The sequence below is a fragment of the Methanosarcina sp. UBA411 genome (assembly GCF_002495725.1).
Classification (GTDB): Archaea; Halobacteriota; Methanosarcinia; order Methanosarcinales; family Methanosarcinaceae; genus Methanosarcina.
On sequence record NZ_DAGK01000001.1, the window covers coordinates 21031 to 35457 of the forward strand.

Sequence of the window (14427 nt, forward strand, 5' to 3'; positions counted from 1 at the left end):
GCAGGAGTCCAGACTGATTTTTACGCTCTTATAAATCATCTTACGAAGGGAGAGGCTCAAACTAAACTTTTATAAGAGGATGTTGGATGGATAAAAAAATAGTGATCCCTGGTGACCTGCTATCCGAGAATTCGAAAAAAGCCGGATACGGGACTTATGTCAAGAACGACAAGATCTATTCTTTATTTTGTGGTATTGAAAATCTCAAAGAAGACAAAGTTGGAGTGATCCCTCTTGCGGGAGCTTATATCCCTTCCGCAAATGATGTGGTGATCGGGATCGTTATTGTGGTTACGCCATCCAACTGGATAATGGATATTGCTTCTCCTTATGAAGGCCTTTTCCATGTATCCGAGTATCCTAAAAGAATAGAGTCCCGGGAGATGCGTGAAGCTCTGGATGTAGGCGACTCTATAATCCTTAGAGTAAAAGATGTAGATAATTCCATGAAAGTCGAGCTTGCCCTCAGAGATTCGAGCTTCCACAAGCTGAAAACAGGCCAGATTGTCGAAGTTGAGCCTGTGAAAGTCCCACGTGTGATAGGACACGGCGGTTCCATGATCTCAATGCTAAAGAAAGAAACAAACTGCAGCATTTTCGTTGGTCAGAACGGCAGAATATGGATCGATGGAAAAGACGACGATGTGGAGCTTTTAAGTAAGGCTCTCCGGAAGATTGAAGCCGAAGCCCAGCGTTCCGGATTGACAGATAGGATCTATAACTTTTTGAAAAGTGAGCGGAGCAAGCAGAAAGAGCCAAAGCCCGCCAAGTTTTTTAAAAGCGGTAAGAAAGAGATAAAGTTACCAAAAGAAGATCATTCTGAAGAAATTTACAGGAAGATCGATGTGTTGCTGGACCCGGATAACTAAATTCCGGATAGTTCTAAGGGACTTTAGGGAAGCTCTGTAAAGTAGTTGTTAGGAGTTTTTTGGAGATTAAAGTATGAGTGATAAACCTGATAAATTAATCGCTGACGATGGGCTGCGCCTTGACGGGAGGCATGCGGATGAAATCAGGCCCATGAAAATTGAGATCGGCGTACTTTCGCGAGCCGACGGTTCATGTTATCTTGAATGGGGACGGAACAAAATCCTCGTAGGCGTATTTGGCCCGAGAGAAGCTCATCCCCGCCGTTCACAGCGTGCAGATACTGCAGTTATTCGTTACAGATATAATATGGCTTCTTTTTCAGTGGAAGACCGTGCCAGGCCCGGACCCAGCAGGCGGAGTATTGAAATTTCAAAAGTTTCCAGGGAAGCTTTTGAGCCGGTGATTATGGCAGAGCTCTACCCGAAAACTGCAATTGACATTTTTGTGGAAGTTCTTCAGGCCGATGCAGGAACAAGGACAGCAGCAATTAATGCCTCAAGTATAGCGCTTGCCGATGCAGGTATTCCTATGAAAGGCCTTGTTACTGCATGTGCTTTTGGAAAAGTCGATGGCCAGATAGTGCTTGACCTCAATAAAGAAGAGGATAATTATGGTGAGGCTGATTTTCCAGTTGCAATGACCCAGGACGGAGAAATTACCCTGCTCCAGATGGACGGAAATCTTACTCCGGAAGAAATACGAAAAGGCTTCGAGCTTATAAAGAAAGGCTGCAAAGAGATCCTTGAAATTCAGCAGGAAGTCCTGAGAAAGAAGTTTGAAACGCCTGTTGAAGAACCTGAAACCGAGACTGCAGAAGAGACTGTAGAGAGTGAGCTTGAAGTTGTAGAAACTGAACCTTCTCTTGAATATGCTCCCGAAGCAGCGGGTGTAGAAGAGATTATTGAGGAAGCTGAAGAGCTTGAGGAAGAAGGGATCTCCGAAGAAACCGCTGAGGTCTGTGCTGTTAATGAAGAGGCTCCTGAGTGCGAGGAGCTTGAAGAGATCATTAGAGATGCTAAGGCTGAAGTAGTAGAAGGAGAAGCTATAGACGAAGTAATTGAAGCCGAAATCGAAGAAGAGGCTGAAGAAGAAGCATTTGAAGACGAAGCTGATTTTGAATCTGCTTTCGAGGCTTCTTTTGGGGAAGTTTCCGAATCTGAGGAGATTGAAGAATCTGAACTTGAAGAAACGGTCTCCGAAGAAGAAGCAGAACTCGAGCCTGAAACCGAGAAATGTGCGGAAGAAGTCCAGCCTGAAGCAGAAACTCAGCTTGAAGAAGAGGCAGGTGTTGAAGAAGAGCCTCAGCTTGAACAGGAAGAGGCCCAGCTTGAAGAAGAACCTAAACTTGAAGAGGAAGTGCAGCCTGAAGAAGAAGCCGGGATTGAAGAAACTGCCTCAGAAGAAACTTTTGAATCCGAGGTAGAGATTGAGTCTGAAGCTGAGTCCAGGAAAGAGACTCCTGCTGAACAAACAGTAGAAGTTGAAGAAGAGCCTGAAGAAGAGCCTGAAGAAGAGCTTGAAGAAGAAGCATCCAAAGGGCCCTGGAAGGTAGTAAAAGACCCCTCTGAATCCGGAAACAGAGGTGAAAACAATGAGTGAAGTTATTGCAACGCTTAAGAAGGATTATATTTACAACCTTATGATTAAGGGAAAGCGCCAGGATGGCCGCGGCTTTAAAGATTTCAGGGATATAAAGCTCGAAACAAATGTTATCTCGAAAGCCGAAGGTTCGGCAAAGGTAACTCTGGGAGATACCCAGGTTCTTGTAGGAGTCAAGCTTCAGACAGGAACTCCTTTTCCGGATTCTCAGGACGAAGGCGTAATTATTACCAACCTGGAACTCAATCCTATTGCTTCCCCGGAGTTTGAGCCAGGTCCACCCAGAGAAGAAGCAATCGAAATGGCAAGAGTTGTGGACAGGGGAATCCGGGAATCGGGCGCAATTGATATAAAGAAGCTCTGCATAACCGTTGGAGAATCTGTCTGGATCGTCTTCATAGATGTCCATGTCCTCAATGATGATGGAAATGTCATTGATGCATCCTGTCTCGCTGCTATTGCGGCCCTTATGACTACAACTGTTCCGAACGAGCAGCAGGGAATCGGTGCGAATGTACCCCTTGCGATGAAAGAAATACCTGTTGGCGTGACTCTTGCCAAGATCGGATCAAAGCTTATGGTGGATCCTTCACTGGATGAGGAAGCCGTTTGTGAGACAAAATTAACTGTGGTCTCAAGTTCGGACGGATCTATTGCTGGCATGCAGAAAATGGGCTCTGCTCCTTTCACCGAGGCCGAGGTGTTGGAAGCAATAGATATGGCACGTGAAAAGGCAGCTGAACTCAGGGAACTTTACCTGGAAGAACTGGTAAAGCAGGAATGAACCAGGCAGGACTAATTAAATATAAATATTAAATGCCAGTATTTACGGTCTAGTATACGTGCAATTGGTGATTATAGAACCTGAAAATCTGGGTCTCAGGGACCTGACTCGTGAGCCAGCAGGTTTTGAGTTCAATCACTTAGATTAGCATTTACATTTTAAGGAGTTTTAACGATGGCAAAAAAGTTCACTAAGAAAGGAAGGATTTCCAGATCAGCAGGCAGATTTGGTCCCAGATATGGAAGAAAGGACAGAAAGCTTGTTGCAGACCTGGAAGAACGCATGCGAGCTCCACACGTATGTACAAAATGTGCCAGGCCTACCGTGAAAAGAATTGGAACTGGTATCTGGAAATGCAGCAAATGTGGACATACCTTCGCTGGCGGAACTTATATTCCCTTTACCAGTGTTGGGCAGACTCTGTTGCGTACGATAAAGAATGCTACTGAGGCAAAGTAAAATCTTTAGGTTGTGGTTGTATGGGTTATAAGTGCACTCGATGTAAACAGAAAGTGGAAATCGATTACGAGTACACAGGTATAAGGTGTCCGTACTGCGGACACAGAATCCTGGTAAAAGAGCGTCCTACAACCATTAAACGCATTAAGGCCGAGTAAGGAGTATGCTGGTTACTTCTTCTCGTAAACCTTCTGCAAGGACTAGGGCACTTTGCAAGTTGCTTTCGCGGTTTATAGCCAGCAAGTGCATAACACGCGGAAAAATGGGCATGCAGGAACTCCTTGAGTTTGCAGAGGGTGGGCCTCTTATAGTCGTAGGAGAGTACCACGGAAATCCCGGGGAACTCAGCTTTTATGATGAAGTTGGAAAGCTCCTTTTCTCGCTAAGGTTTACGGACTGGTATTCTAAGGAACTTGATTCCTACTGGTTTTCCGACATAGAGCCAGTGCTCGCAGGCCAGGGAGAGATTGCGAGCGCCTTTGAGGCTTTCTTCCATTTTCAAAGGGTTGAAAGTGATAACATTGATCAACTTCCTCCCAGCTCCACCTTAATAGCGATTGAGGAAAAGGATATTGATTTTATGGGTGGTGGAAAGTCCCTTTTTAAACTTAATATCCGAGGTTTTAAAAAATACTGACCTCCAAAACCCTTATATTTAAAGTCGAATTTTATAAATCGATTTCATAGATTAGCAGCTTAATAATGGTTTCCAATAAATGGGAAATCAATTTTTTCTTATCCGCTTCAAAAACAGGTTTTTTTCAGGAGGAATTCCTTGAAACTTTTCGCAGAGTTCATTTTTGAAACCGAAACTGCAGAAACGACATACAGGGCTCTCCTGCCCGAACTCGATGATAGCTTCTCACAAAGATCTGCAATAGACCTGTCCCTTGAGAATGCAAACAAGCTGGTACTGGGTGTAAAAGCTGAAGATGCGGTTTCCCTGCGTTCAGCCTTAAATACCTGGTTCAGACTTATCCAGATTGCCCAGGAAGTTCTTGAGGTTACAACGGAAGCTCGTTGTTAATCGCCCGACTTTTGCTTCAGGAGTACATGGTTCTTATAGCTACTCAGGTTCTTTTTTCTGCGCTCAAGAGGACTAATTTAGGGACAAGAAAGTCTACTTTCTCAACTTGCTCAGGAGGGCTAATTTAAAAATCGGGGGACAGATATTGGGACAGATATTTTCGTGTTTTCTGTGGGGTTATAATACCTAGTCATATTTTCTTCGCTTCATTAATCATATAAATGCAAAACTTTTTAGTTTCTAATGCCAATCCAAGGCTAAAGACTTCTGGGTTCAATATCAAATCATTTTTAACGTTAATTATTTTATTAAAAACCGATAGCCAAGGAACATCATCTCTAATTGTTGGAGCTTTCGTGTGTAAATTATGGATATGGCATCCTTTTATAGATTCGTCAGGTATCATTTCAATGTTATTGATAAAATGACTATTTATATTATTAGAATAACCTTTGGATACTTGTGTGTACATAGTCCTAAAGTCTATAACAAAGCCAATATACTTCTGATATAAAGGATAATTCTGAATTAAAAACTCCCAGAATTCTTTCATCTGTGTACCGTTTGATATTACATGTCCGGTTCTATTTTCAATAAGAATTGTTGGCTTTACTTTAAATTCGTCTTTAAAGTTATTAAATAATTTAATAGCAGATTCAGCAATGAATTGGTTTGTATTAGGCTTTTTTCCGGGATGGATTTCTATCACGGAAGGAGGTAATCCCATATGTCTAGCAATATCGATGTTCATCTCTATAAACCGATTTACCCATGGTTCACTATACCATTTTAAATAGCATTTAGGGGCTAAAGCAGGTTCTGTGTGAAAGATGTATCTAATGTCTCTTGGAAGTTTATCATCTTTCAAATACAATTTATTTATAGCTTCTTTAGTTAAAAATTCACCCACACTTAATCCTAAAAATTCAGTTTCGGTTTTTCTGACAAAATTAGCAGGGAACTCTACAAAATTAAAGCTATATTGCTTTGCTTTTTCCCATCGATTAAGTAATCCCCCTCTACAATTTTTAGAATTAACTCCACCCACATTAGGAAATACAAACCATGTTTCACCCATACACATCAAGGTAATTTATACTGTTTAAAGGCTTTTAAATTTTTGCTGCCTTTAGGGTTCATCGTGATTATTAAAATAATTACAAAAGTATACCTATTTTTCATAGGTGGTGAGATGGAAAATGAGAGTAAAACCAGATCTAAAATAAAAAATTAATTAGATTTCTTTTAAGCTCGTTTGATTCCGGCAAGCAAAAAGAAAAGTTATTCAAGCATTGCGGAATTTTTGTCAGGGCTGGAGGTTTGCTTCAATTCATTTTAACACTTTAAACCTCTTTTTTGAGCTCTTTCATCATTCTGAGCTTTTTTTGCCTTTTGTTTTTCACATTTTTAATAACTATGCGCTCCGGATTTTTTGGATTTGGAACCTTTGTTTGGCCTGAAAGCCCGTTCCGGGCACTTCTTGGAATCGGTTTTCCCGCGCACTTCAAAACCCAGGCTGAAACATTCGCCTTTTAGCTCATCAATAGCCGTATAAAATCTACAATCTTGGCATGTAGGCATTCGAATTACTACCTCCATATATGAAGGCCATCTGGTCTTAGTCCCAGAATGTTTGCCCGGATACAATCTCTGAAGCAAAAGATTGTTTTCTTCAGACATCTTAAGTACAGGAATGTATCCTCTAAATAATATGTATCTGTAAATAAAACATTTTTGGTATACTACCAGAATGAAGGTAGGGATTTTGTATCTGGTCAACAGCTGAAAAATTACAATAACTACTTAAAGTTATTTATACAAATGTCCAGAAAGCTTTTGCCGGTCATTTGTTGTTTGCTTGCTGACTATGAGGTTATTTAATGGTTACGCCGATTATTTCAGTGGAATACCCATAGCTTGCTGTGGGATGCGCCAGCGCAACTTTGATAGCATTTTATTGGTTATTTGATGACTATCTATTAATATTTGCCAGCTATTTGTCGATTACTTTATGCTGCTTCTCGGATCTTCGATACTGCGGTTTTTGCTAACTGCATGATTATTTTTTGTTAATAGGATTTGCAGAAAACTGTTCTGGATGGATTAACTTTTTCCGGCAGCGATGAACTCTTTCTGGGCAAATGAATTTTTCAGAGCTGTTTCTTAAGTCATATTTCTTCATAGTCCTCAAATTCAACATCAAGCACGGAGAGTTCGATTATTTTTCCTTCCCTATTATAGCATGTCCAGCTTTGACTATCATAGGGGCGGCCAACTATGATATGGTAGTTTCCTGTTTTTGAAAAGAGGCGCAGGTCAGCCTTTGAAGGACTGCGATTTGGGCCCGGATGGCTGTGGACTGAGCCTGCGGCTTTAATGTTCGGCATCATAGAAAGTCTGAGAACCGCATTTGAATCACTGGATTCTGTTCCAGGCAATATGAGAACTTCAGTGATGATACCATCTTTTTCCTGCAAAAGTCCGGCAAATTCCTGAGGAGCCATGGATTTGCTCGCCTCCAGGATGAAATTAAGGGTATCACGGGCTATTCCTTTAACTTGCATAGAAGATTATTCTCCTGATAAGGTATATCTTTTCTGGGTAATGGATGAGAATGGATTGATTCGCACAGTGGGGTTTTCTGCAGTTATAACACTAATCGGGTTCTAGGGACTGTAAATTTTATTATTAATCATAGAATCAAGGTAGTTAGTTCAGATCAGTTGGTTTAGGTCGTTAATAGTTTGGGTTGACCAGTTTCAGAATTATAGCCAGTGAGTTTATCTACGGTTTGAACAGACTATTACACAGGAAATTTTATTTCTTTGAAATTAATCGGTTTAAGGTTTTATTCTCAAACTAAGTATTGTAAGGGGGTATTGGGATCAAAAATAAGCACTCAGTTTCAGGGTTGGCTACGAATTTGAAAACGGATTCAGGAAAAAACTTGAAAAAAGATTCTGTAGAGGATCTGAAAAAATACCAGGAAAAAAACAGTGATCCACACACATCCTTATATCAGGAATCACTTGCCGTGCACAGAAGACTTGGAGGCGTACTCGAGGTTGCGAGTAAAGTCCGCCTTCAAACGATACATGACCTCAGCATTGCCTATACGCCAGGAGTGGCCGAGCCGTGCAGGAAAATAATCGAGGATCCAGAGCTTGTCTATCTCTATACCTTGAAGAGAAATACTATTGCTGTTGTCACTGACGGGTCGGCAGTGCTGGGGCTGGGAAATATAGGACCTTATGCCGCACTGCCTGTGATGGAGGGAAAAGCAATAATTTTCAAAGAATTTGCAGGCATTGACGCCTTTCCGGTCTGCCTGGACACGCAGGAAACCGAAGAAGTAATTAAAACGGTAAAGCATCTGGCTCCTGCTTTTGGGGGCATTAATCTTGAAGACATCAGTGCACCGCGTTGCTTTGAAATCGAAGACAGATTACGTGAAGAACTCGATCTGCCAGTTATGCATGACGACCAGCACGGGACAGCCATCGTAGTTTTTGCCGGGCTTCTCAATGCCCTTAAAATTGTGAATAAAAAGTTAAATGAGCTCCAGATAGTGATTTCAGGCCTTGGAGCTGCAGGAGTTGCAATTTTTCGGTTTTTGATTCGGGCAGGGGCAGATCCAGCAAGAATTCTTGCCTGTGACAGTAAAGGGCTTTTGTATGAAGGCCGGGAAAGTGACATGAACCCTGTAAAAGAGGAAATTGCCAGGCTCACAAACCCTGGAAAATTGAAAGGAGGACTTGAAAATGCCTTCCTTAATGCTGACGTTTTTATAGGGGTCTCTGTGGGAGACATAGTCAGTGAGGAAATGATTAGATCCATGGCAAAAGATGCAATAGTAATGGCCATGGCAAACCCTGTGCCTGAGATAATGCCTGATGCTGCAAAACGAGCAGGTGCGAGAATTGTTGCTACGGGAAGGTCGGACTTTCCAAACCAGCTTAATAACTGCCTGAGCTTCCCGGGAGTTTTCAAAGGAGCTTTAAACACCTGTGCAAGGAAAATAACGCCTGAAATGGAAATGGCCGCAGCCTATGCCCTTGCGGAGGTTGTAACGATCAGTGAACTTTCTGAAGATAACATAATTCCTGACCCTCTTGACAGGCGTGTCGTGCCTGCGGTTGCGAAAGCCGTTGCAAGTGCATCACTTGAAAGCTGTGTTGCAAGGAAGAGCCACGAAGACAATGCCTGAGAGGTCCGAACTTCGGTTAATGGTTCATTTACGGACAAGGTTTTCATCTATTTTGTCCATCACGATCAGTACGATTAATCTTCAAGACCAATCTTCAGAACTATTGTTTCACAAAGAACTTGAACCTAAATTACATACTTTTTCTGTTAAGTATTGTGGGTGATATGGAATGAACTGCAATGAACTGAGAGATGGTCAAACTCTTGTTTGTGAGAAATGCGGGCTTGAGCTTAAAGTGATAAATGAGTGCACAGATGATAGCTGCGCCACAGGCTGTGTCGGCGATATAGATTGCTGCGGAGAGCCAATGAAACTGAAGGAGTAAGCAGAAGAGTAATATGAGAAAGTAAAAAAGCAAACAAATGAACTGCCAGAATATGTAAAAGGTAATATTATCTAGGTAATATTATCTAAAAAATCGTGTGTATCCTTAATTTTTATGGTTTTTTCTTAATAATCTTTCATCTGATAATTCTTTCTTTTAACCTAATTATTACTCTTTTCTTTTCTGTATATTCTTCTTTCTGCCTTCCTTAATAATCTTTCATCTGATAATTCTTTCTTTTAACCTAATTATTACTCTTTTCTTTTCTGTATATTCTTCTTTCTGCCGTAAATAAAAAAGTTTTAATGTTTCTGGCAAGATGATGTTATCTAAAGTTAAATGAGGACGCAGAATCTTGGAGAGAAAGATGAGCGAAATTCAAAAAAAATTCGATGATATTTCTAAAAAGTATGATGAGCAGAGAAGGAAGTTCATACCTTGTTTCGACGATTTCTATGGAATGTTAGTCTCCGTAGCGTCCATAAATACGGAAAATCCAAAAATACTGGATATAGGGGCTGGAACAGGACTTCTGTCTGCGTTTCTAATGAAAAGGTATCCTAATGCTTCATTCACTCTTATTGATATTTCGGAAAAGATGTTGGATATAGCAAAAGATCGGTTTCGAGGTAATTCAAATGTAGAATTTATTGTAGCCGATTATTCGAAATGTTCTTTCATTAAAAAGTATGATATGGTAGTATCGGCTTTATCTATCCATCATCTGGAAAACAAAGAGAAAAAGGAGATTTACAAAAAAAGTTACTCTCTACTCAGACAAAATGGGATTATCATTAATGCTGATCAGGTATATGGAGAAACTCCTTTCATAGAAAACCTGAATAAAAGAGTCTGGAGACATTATATCGAGAACAGTGGCTTGTCCAAAGAAGAAATCCTCGCTGGCTATGAAAGAATTAAGCTTGATAAGGAATCAACATTAGATCAACAAATCAACTGGCTTAAAGAAGTAGGTTTTTGTGATGTTAGTTGTATATACAAGTACTATCATTTTGCAGTGATGTTTGGGAGAAAAGTTGTATAAATAAGTGCCTAGTAAACTTTTAATTAAACATGTCTTTTCTTTTCTGTTTGCAAAGGTTATAGTCTCGGGTTTATCTCGATTGTGACTCCTATTCTACTCCTCACTTACGGGCGGCTTTGTAAGGAAGTATAAAAACTGATCCCTAAGAGTAAGATTTGAAATAGGTGTGAATATCTGGAATTTTCGGCTTTTCTTTTTAAGGGATAAGTGATAATATTAATGCAAAGGGGATAGAATATGCCATCAAACTTAATTGATTATTTCAACAAATCGCCCAGGCTTGGCGTTCTCAGCACATCCAGCACCGACGGACGGGTCAATACGGCTGTCTTTGGCTCGCCTCAAATGACCGATGAAAAGACTGTAATAGCAGCAACGGCCGATAACCGAACCTTCGCAAATCTTCGGGAAAATCCATATGCTATGTATACGATCATGGAGACCGGAGAGTCAATCACAGAGTGGAAGGGCATCAGGGTTTATATGAAGCTTAAAGAATATGCAACATCCGGGGAACTGCTCGACATGATCCGAAATGAGGCTGCTAAATTCGTAGGTGAGGAAGGCGCGAAGATGATATATGCTTGCCTTACTTTCGAAATCTATGAAGTCAGACCCCTGGTAGATCTCGGGCAGGGTTGGGAGAAATCTATCTGAATTTTCATAATTTGCAAAATTGAATAGTGGAAGGATCGCAGATTAGAAGTTTACATACTTCATTGTGTTGTATAGTTAATTAACTCAATCTATATCGCTGTCCGATATCTCTATTGATCTAGGGAAGACTGGAAGTCCACATATGAGATATCTACCTGTCTTATTGGGTTGAGTTAATTTTTCTCTATCCAGTCTATTATTTTTTATCTTTTTGAACTTATTTTATCCAAATTGAATAAACAATTAGATACATTTATTTTGATAAGCAGGACAAAATAATCTTTGAGAGCAGGAAAAAGCTGTAGCTTACATTAAACTCCCAGATACTCTGGTAAGTTAAAAATAAAATATAGGATTGCTAGTAAATACTTTGACATCCTTTCCTTTTCAAACTCTATTTTTAATTTTTATTGGTTTCTAAATTATATTTCCTCAGTTATTATATGTCAGTAATAATAATCTCTTTGTGATACTCAGTTGTGATACTCAGATACTTTTTCCTGGTTTCTGGGTTTTTGCTTGGTAATAGCAACTGTCAGTGTGATCAGTGTTAGAGAAATGGGGGTAATTAAGCATGCATGAAGGAATGATGGAAAAAGCTCAAATGCATCATGGCTCGATGCCTGAAATTTGGGAAATGCTGACTGACGAACAGAAAAAAGAAGTTGCCTTAATGAAGATGGATATGAAAATTCAATGGATGGAAATGAAAATAAGCGAAATGGAAAAGATGATTGAGTTAAAGAAAAAAGCCATAGAAAATATTAAAAAATTCAGGGAAACCTTAAGTAAATAATTTATGGGAAATCGAGAGCCTCAAGCAGCGCAACGTATGATAATGCCATTGCTAACGTTTTCGATCAAACCTTTTTCGAAATGATTTGTGATCAAACCCTTTCTCAAAAGGCTTGTGTTTTAGTTATTTATTCTTTTTAATCTCTTCCAGTATGCGCTTCTGAGTCTCTGCGATCTCTTTTAATGTCGCATTTATTTCTTCCATTAGTTCTGTTATGTTTTTTGCGGTCTTGCCTTCCTGAATTTCTGCGGGGGAGCTTTCGTTTTGCTCAAGCTCTTCCCTCTGGAGCTCCCGTAAGAGTTCTCCCATTGCCCCAAACTCACGGCTCTGGTCCGCTATGGCTATTCGTTTATCACCTTGATTCATGAAGTTAACAATGATGCAAAACGTAGAAATATTTTCCGGTAAGCGGCGATATTTGTTTTTCGAATTAAACCATAATAAATTTCCCGTATGTGCCTTGAAACCGGGAGCAGATTTCAGAATTTTTAATAGAAATAATTAAGTTAAATTACTCGCAATTGTCTAAAAAAAGTCCTTTTTTATTTTTCATATGTCAGGTATAAATAGAACTGTAACATCATATTGTATGGGTAGTGGGGGAAATATCGTATGTAACGGGATCTCTCTAAGTTGAATAAAACCTCTTTCATGATCCCCACTTCCTACAAGCTATAAAAAAGATACTTTCTGGAATCTTTCTATTCTTGTTCTAATTTTCGATATTTTTCTACGGCAGCTTACGCTTCAAAGGGAGGCAATTGGTCAGGAGGCAAGGCCGCTGAGAACAATAAGAACCACAAAGACCATTGTAAGCAAGACGAGCAGAAATATCGCCAACTACTACCTTGATTCCAAAACTAATTCCTTATTATAAAGGGAGTGCAGAGGGTCACGAATACCCTGCCCTTCAGGTAGGGATGAAGTGAACCCTCGCCTCTTTTTGAATTCTTTTAAACCTTTGTGCCATTGCTTCTTTATAATATAAGGTTTCTTGGTGTCTTGGTTACAGAAGTTGGCAATTCAACTCTGCATTAAGAGAGTCTTGTAAATGTATACTCAACTATTCCTAGAAACCGGCCGAGCGGCCTGAAGCATACCCCCATCCTTTAGGTGGGGTGACCGCCCGCAATTTGTTTTGTGCTTTGTATTGACTTATGATACTTCTGGCAAGCTCACACATCTGTTATATAGCGAATAAATACAAAGAAGAATTGAGACCAGCATAATAAGCCAATTTTTAGGTATCGGAAAGTACAATTTAATCGACCATCTATTTTTCGGTTCTATAGAAAACCTCTTGCACGAAGTTTATCAAAAACTTACAATTGGGTCTTATCAAATCAAATATCAGTATTCAAATTTAGCTTGATGGTGTCAGTTAAGATAGGATTAAATACAGAGCCTATTTTTCTCAGTTAACCGGGCGCACTTTCAAAGGGTTGAAACTTCTATAATAAACGTAGGCTTATTCTTGGGTTCACTTTTCTATAGGTTTCTCAAAGAAACTAAGTTTTTGTACAACCAAATGAAAGTTTACTGCCCTGATTTTAACTTTTGCAGGCATGACAGAGGATTAAAGAAACGGAAATATAGATTCAAGAAAAAGACACCTTCACAAGAATCTTGAATTGCGAAAAATAAATGGACATTAAATGAATTACTAAATTATAGGAATAAATGTCAACTAATTAATTGGGATGTATCGAAAAATAGTATTCGGGAGAAAATAGAACCTGGATTCTTCACTTAAAGTTGCATTGAATAAGCCAGCAGTCATCCAGAACCTTCAACAGTCCTGGATTATATATAATTTTTGAAAAAATGGAGGTCAACTATACTTTTCAACTAGCGTTAATTTTTATATACGTATCTATTATAGAAGGCTGTGTTAATCTAGTCTGTTTAACAGATTAAGAGCTTCAAAGTTAAAAGAGTAATCACATTTCGGATGATCAGATGGAAACAATTAGTTTTATTACTGCTTTAAAATACCCATTCAACAAGCCTAAAAGGCTTCTATACGCTCTATTACTGCTTGTCCCTGTAATTGGGTGGCTTGCACTTTTTGGTTATGTTATAAGAATTGTCAATGAGTTTATCGAAGGTAAATATGAGGAACTTCCCAAGCTTCACTTCACAGATGATTTGATACTCGGGTTTTCAATGTTCCTGAAATCACTGCCTTTCTATATTGTATATATCGCTCTGCTGGCTGGTATAATGATGATTGATGAAGATATAGCCAATATCCTGAGCATTCTTCTCGGGTTCTTTGTGCTTCCGATCCTCAATGTAAACTTCTACAGAAAACAAACTGTAGGGTCATACTTTGATTTCGGAAAACTCGGTTATGTCATGGATAACATCGGCGACTATATTGTTACGATGCTAAAACAGTATGCAACTTACATTATATTCTTAGTACTTTCAATTGTTCTTGTAGGCATACCTGCCCTGTATTTCACAAGCCTAATATTTGCTGCAAACTTTTATGGCCGGTTTGTTAAGGAACAGGCAGAGCAGGTTCTGTGAAGATTTCCAGTTTTGTGCCAGAATTTAGGCTAAGGGATGATTCAAATATAATATCATTTGAAACTGTATGATAAACGATAATTGAAATCGTTGTAAGGTAAGTGATTGTATGTCTAAGTCTAC

17 protein-coding genes are annotated in these 14427 nt (G+C 39.6%); 13 read left to right on the top strand and 4 right to left on the bottom strand.

Annotated elements, in window-relative coordinates; all coding sequences use genetic code 11:
- Positions 1-86: 86 nt before the first annotated feature.
- From rrp4 to BP861_RS00110, 7 genes are all read left to right on the top strand, one after another.
- Positions 87-869 carry an exosome complex RNA-binding protein Rrp4 gene (rrp4, locus tag BP861_RS00080; protein ID WP_292371363.1) on the top strand — a complete coding sequence of 261 codons (783 nt, stop codon included), beginning with the start codon at positions 87-89 and terminating at the stop codon, positions 867-869.
- A gap of 73 nt (positions 870-942) precedes the next feature.
- Positions 943-2469: an exosome complex exonuclease Rrp41 gene (gene rrp41 / locus BP861_RS00085; protein WP_292371365.1), complete on the top strand. Its 1527-nt coding sequence runs from the start codon at positions 943-945 to the stop codon at positions 2467-2469.
- The gene (gene rrp42 / locus BP861_RS00090; RefSeq protein WP_292371367.1) at positions 2453-3253 is read left to right on the top strand and encodes an exosome complex protein Rrp42; all 801 of its coding nucleotides are present in this window, start codon (positions 2453-2455) and stop codon (positions 3251-3253) included. Before rrp41 ends, rrp42 begins: the two co-directional genes overlap by 17 nt.
- A 174-nt stretch (positions 3254-3427) precedes the next feature.
- Positions 3428-3712, top strand: coding sequence for a 50S ribosomal protein L37ae (locus tag BP861_RS00095; RefSeq protein ID WP_292371369.1), 285 nt, complete (start codon positions 3428-3430; stop codon positions 3710-3712).
- A gap of 20 nt (positions 3713-3732) precedes the next feature.
- Entirely contained in the window at positions 3733-3870 is a 138-nt protein-coding gene (locus BP861_RS00100; protein WP_011021777.1) for a DNA-directed RNA polymerase subunit P, read from the top strand.
- 5 nt (positions 3871-3875) lie between these two features.
- Entirely contained in the window at positions 3876-4349 is a 474-nt protein-coding gene (locus BP861_RS00105; RefSeq protein ID WP_292371386.1) for an rRNA maturation protein, read from the top strand.
- A 138-nt stretch (positions 4350-4487) separates the two neighbouring features.
- Positions 4488-4739, top strand: coding sequence for a KEOPS complex subunit Pcc1 (locus tag BP861_RS00110; RefSeq protein WP_292371387.1), 252 nt, complete (start codon positions 4488-4490; stop codon positions 4737-4739).
- 190 nt (positions 4740-4929) lie between these two features.
- On the opposite strand, the gene BP861_RS00115 is transcribed toward BP861_RS00110, so the two are convergent.
- The 3 genes from BP861_RS00115 to BP861_RS00125 all read right to left on the bottom strand — a co-directional run bounded on the left by BP861_RS00115 (position 4930) and on the right by BP861_RS00125 (position 7303).
- Positions 4930-5817, bottom strand: a complete 888-nt coding sequence (locus BP861_RS00115; protein ID WP_292371389.1) for a hypothetical protein — start codon at positions 5815-5817, stop codon at positions 4930-4932.
- Between the two features lie 329 nt (positions 5818-6146).
- Positions 6147-6320, bottom strand: coding sequence for a hypothetical protein (locus BP861_RS00120; RefSeq protein ID WP_292371390.1), 174 nt, complete (start codon positions 6318-6320; stop codon positions 6147-6149).
- Between the two features lie 587 nt (positions 6321-6907).
- Entirely contained in the window at positions 6908-7303 is a 396-nt protein-coding gene (locus BP861_RS00125; protein ID WP_292371391.1) for a Mov34/MPN/PAD-1 family protein, read from the bottom strand.
- A gap of 407 nt (positions 7304-7710) precedes the next feature.
- Between BP861_RS00125 and BP861_RS00130 the strand changes: the two genes are divergently transcribed.
- The 5 genes from BP861_RS00130 to BP861_RS00150 all read left to right on the top strand — a co-directional run bounded on the left by BP861_RS00130 (position 7711) and on the right by BP861_RS00150 (position 11769).
- Complete coding sequence (locus tag BP861_RS00130; protein WP_349680980.1) at positions 7711-8946, top strand: NADP-dependent malic enzyme; 1236 nt, start codon at positions 7711-7713, stop codon at positions 8944-8946.
- Positions 8947-9115: 169 nt separating this feature from the next.
- The gene (locus BP861_RS00135) at positions 9116-9271 is read left to right on the top strand and encodes a hypothetical protein (protein ID WP_292371394.1); all 156 of its coding nucleotides are present in this window, start codon (positions 9116-9118) and stop codon (positions 9269-9271) included.
- A gap of 367 nt (positions 9272-9638) precedes the next feature.
- Entirely contained in the window at positions 9639-10316 is a 678-nt protein-coding gene (locus BP861_RS00140; RefSeq protein ID WP_292371396.1) for a class I SAM-dependent methyltransferase, read from the top strand.
- A gap of 237 nt (positions 10317-10553) precedes the next feature.
- Positions 10554-10973, top strand: a complete 420-nt coding sequence (locus tag BP861_RS00145; RefSeq protein WP_292371398.1) for a pyridoxamine 5'-phosphate oxidase family protein — start codon at positions 10554-10556, stop codon at positions 10971-10973.
- A gap of 574 nt (positions 10974-11547) precedes the next feature.
- Positions 11548-11769 (top strand): hypothetical protein, encoded by a 222-nt coding sequence (locus BP861_RS00150; protein WP_292371400.1) that lies wholly within the window; start codon positions 11548-11550, stop codon positions 11767-11769.
- Between the two features lie 123 nt (positions 11770-11892).
- Here BP861_RS00150 and BP861_RS00155 read toward each other — a convergent pair whose 3' ends face one another.
- Positions 11893-12135, bottom strand: coding sequence for a hypothetical protein (locus tag BP861_RS00155; protein WP_292371401.1), 243 nt, complete (start codon positions 12133-12135; stop codon positions 11893-11895).
- A 1593-nt stretch (positions 12136-13728) separates the two neighbouring features.
- On the opposite strand from BP861_RS00155, the gene BP861_RS00160 reads away from it, so the two are divergent.
- Complete coding sequence (locus BP861_RS00160) at positions 13729-14304, top strand: DUF4013 domain-containing protein (RefSeq protein WP_292371403.1); 576 nt, start codon at positions 13729-13731, stop codon at positions 14302-14304.
- Positions 14305-14427: the final 123 nt, after the last annotated feature.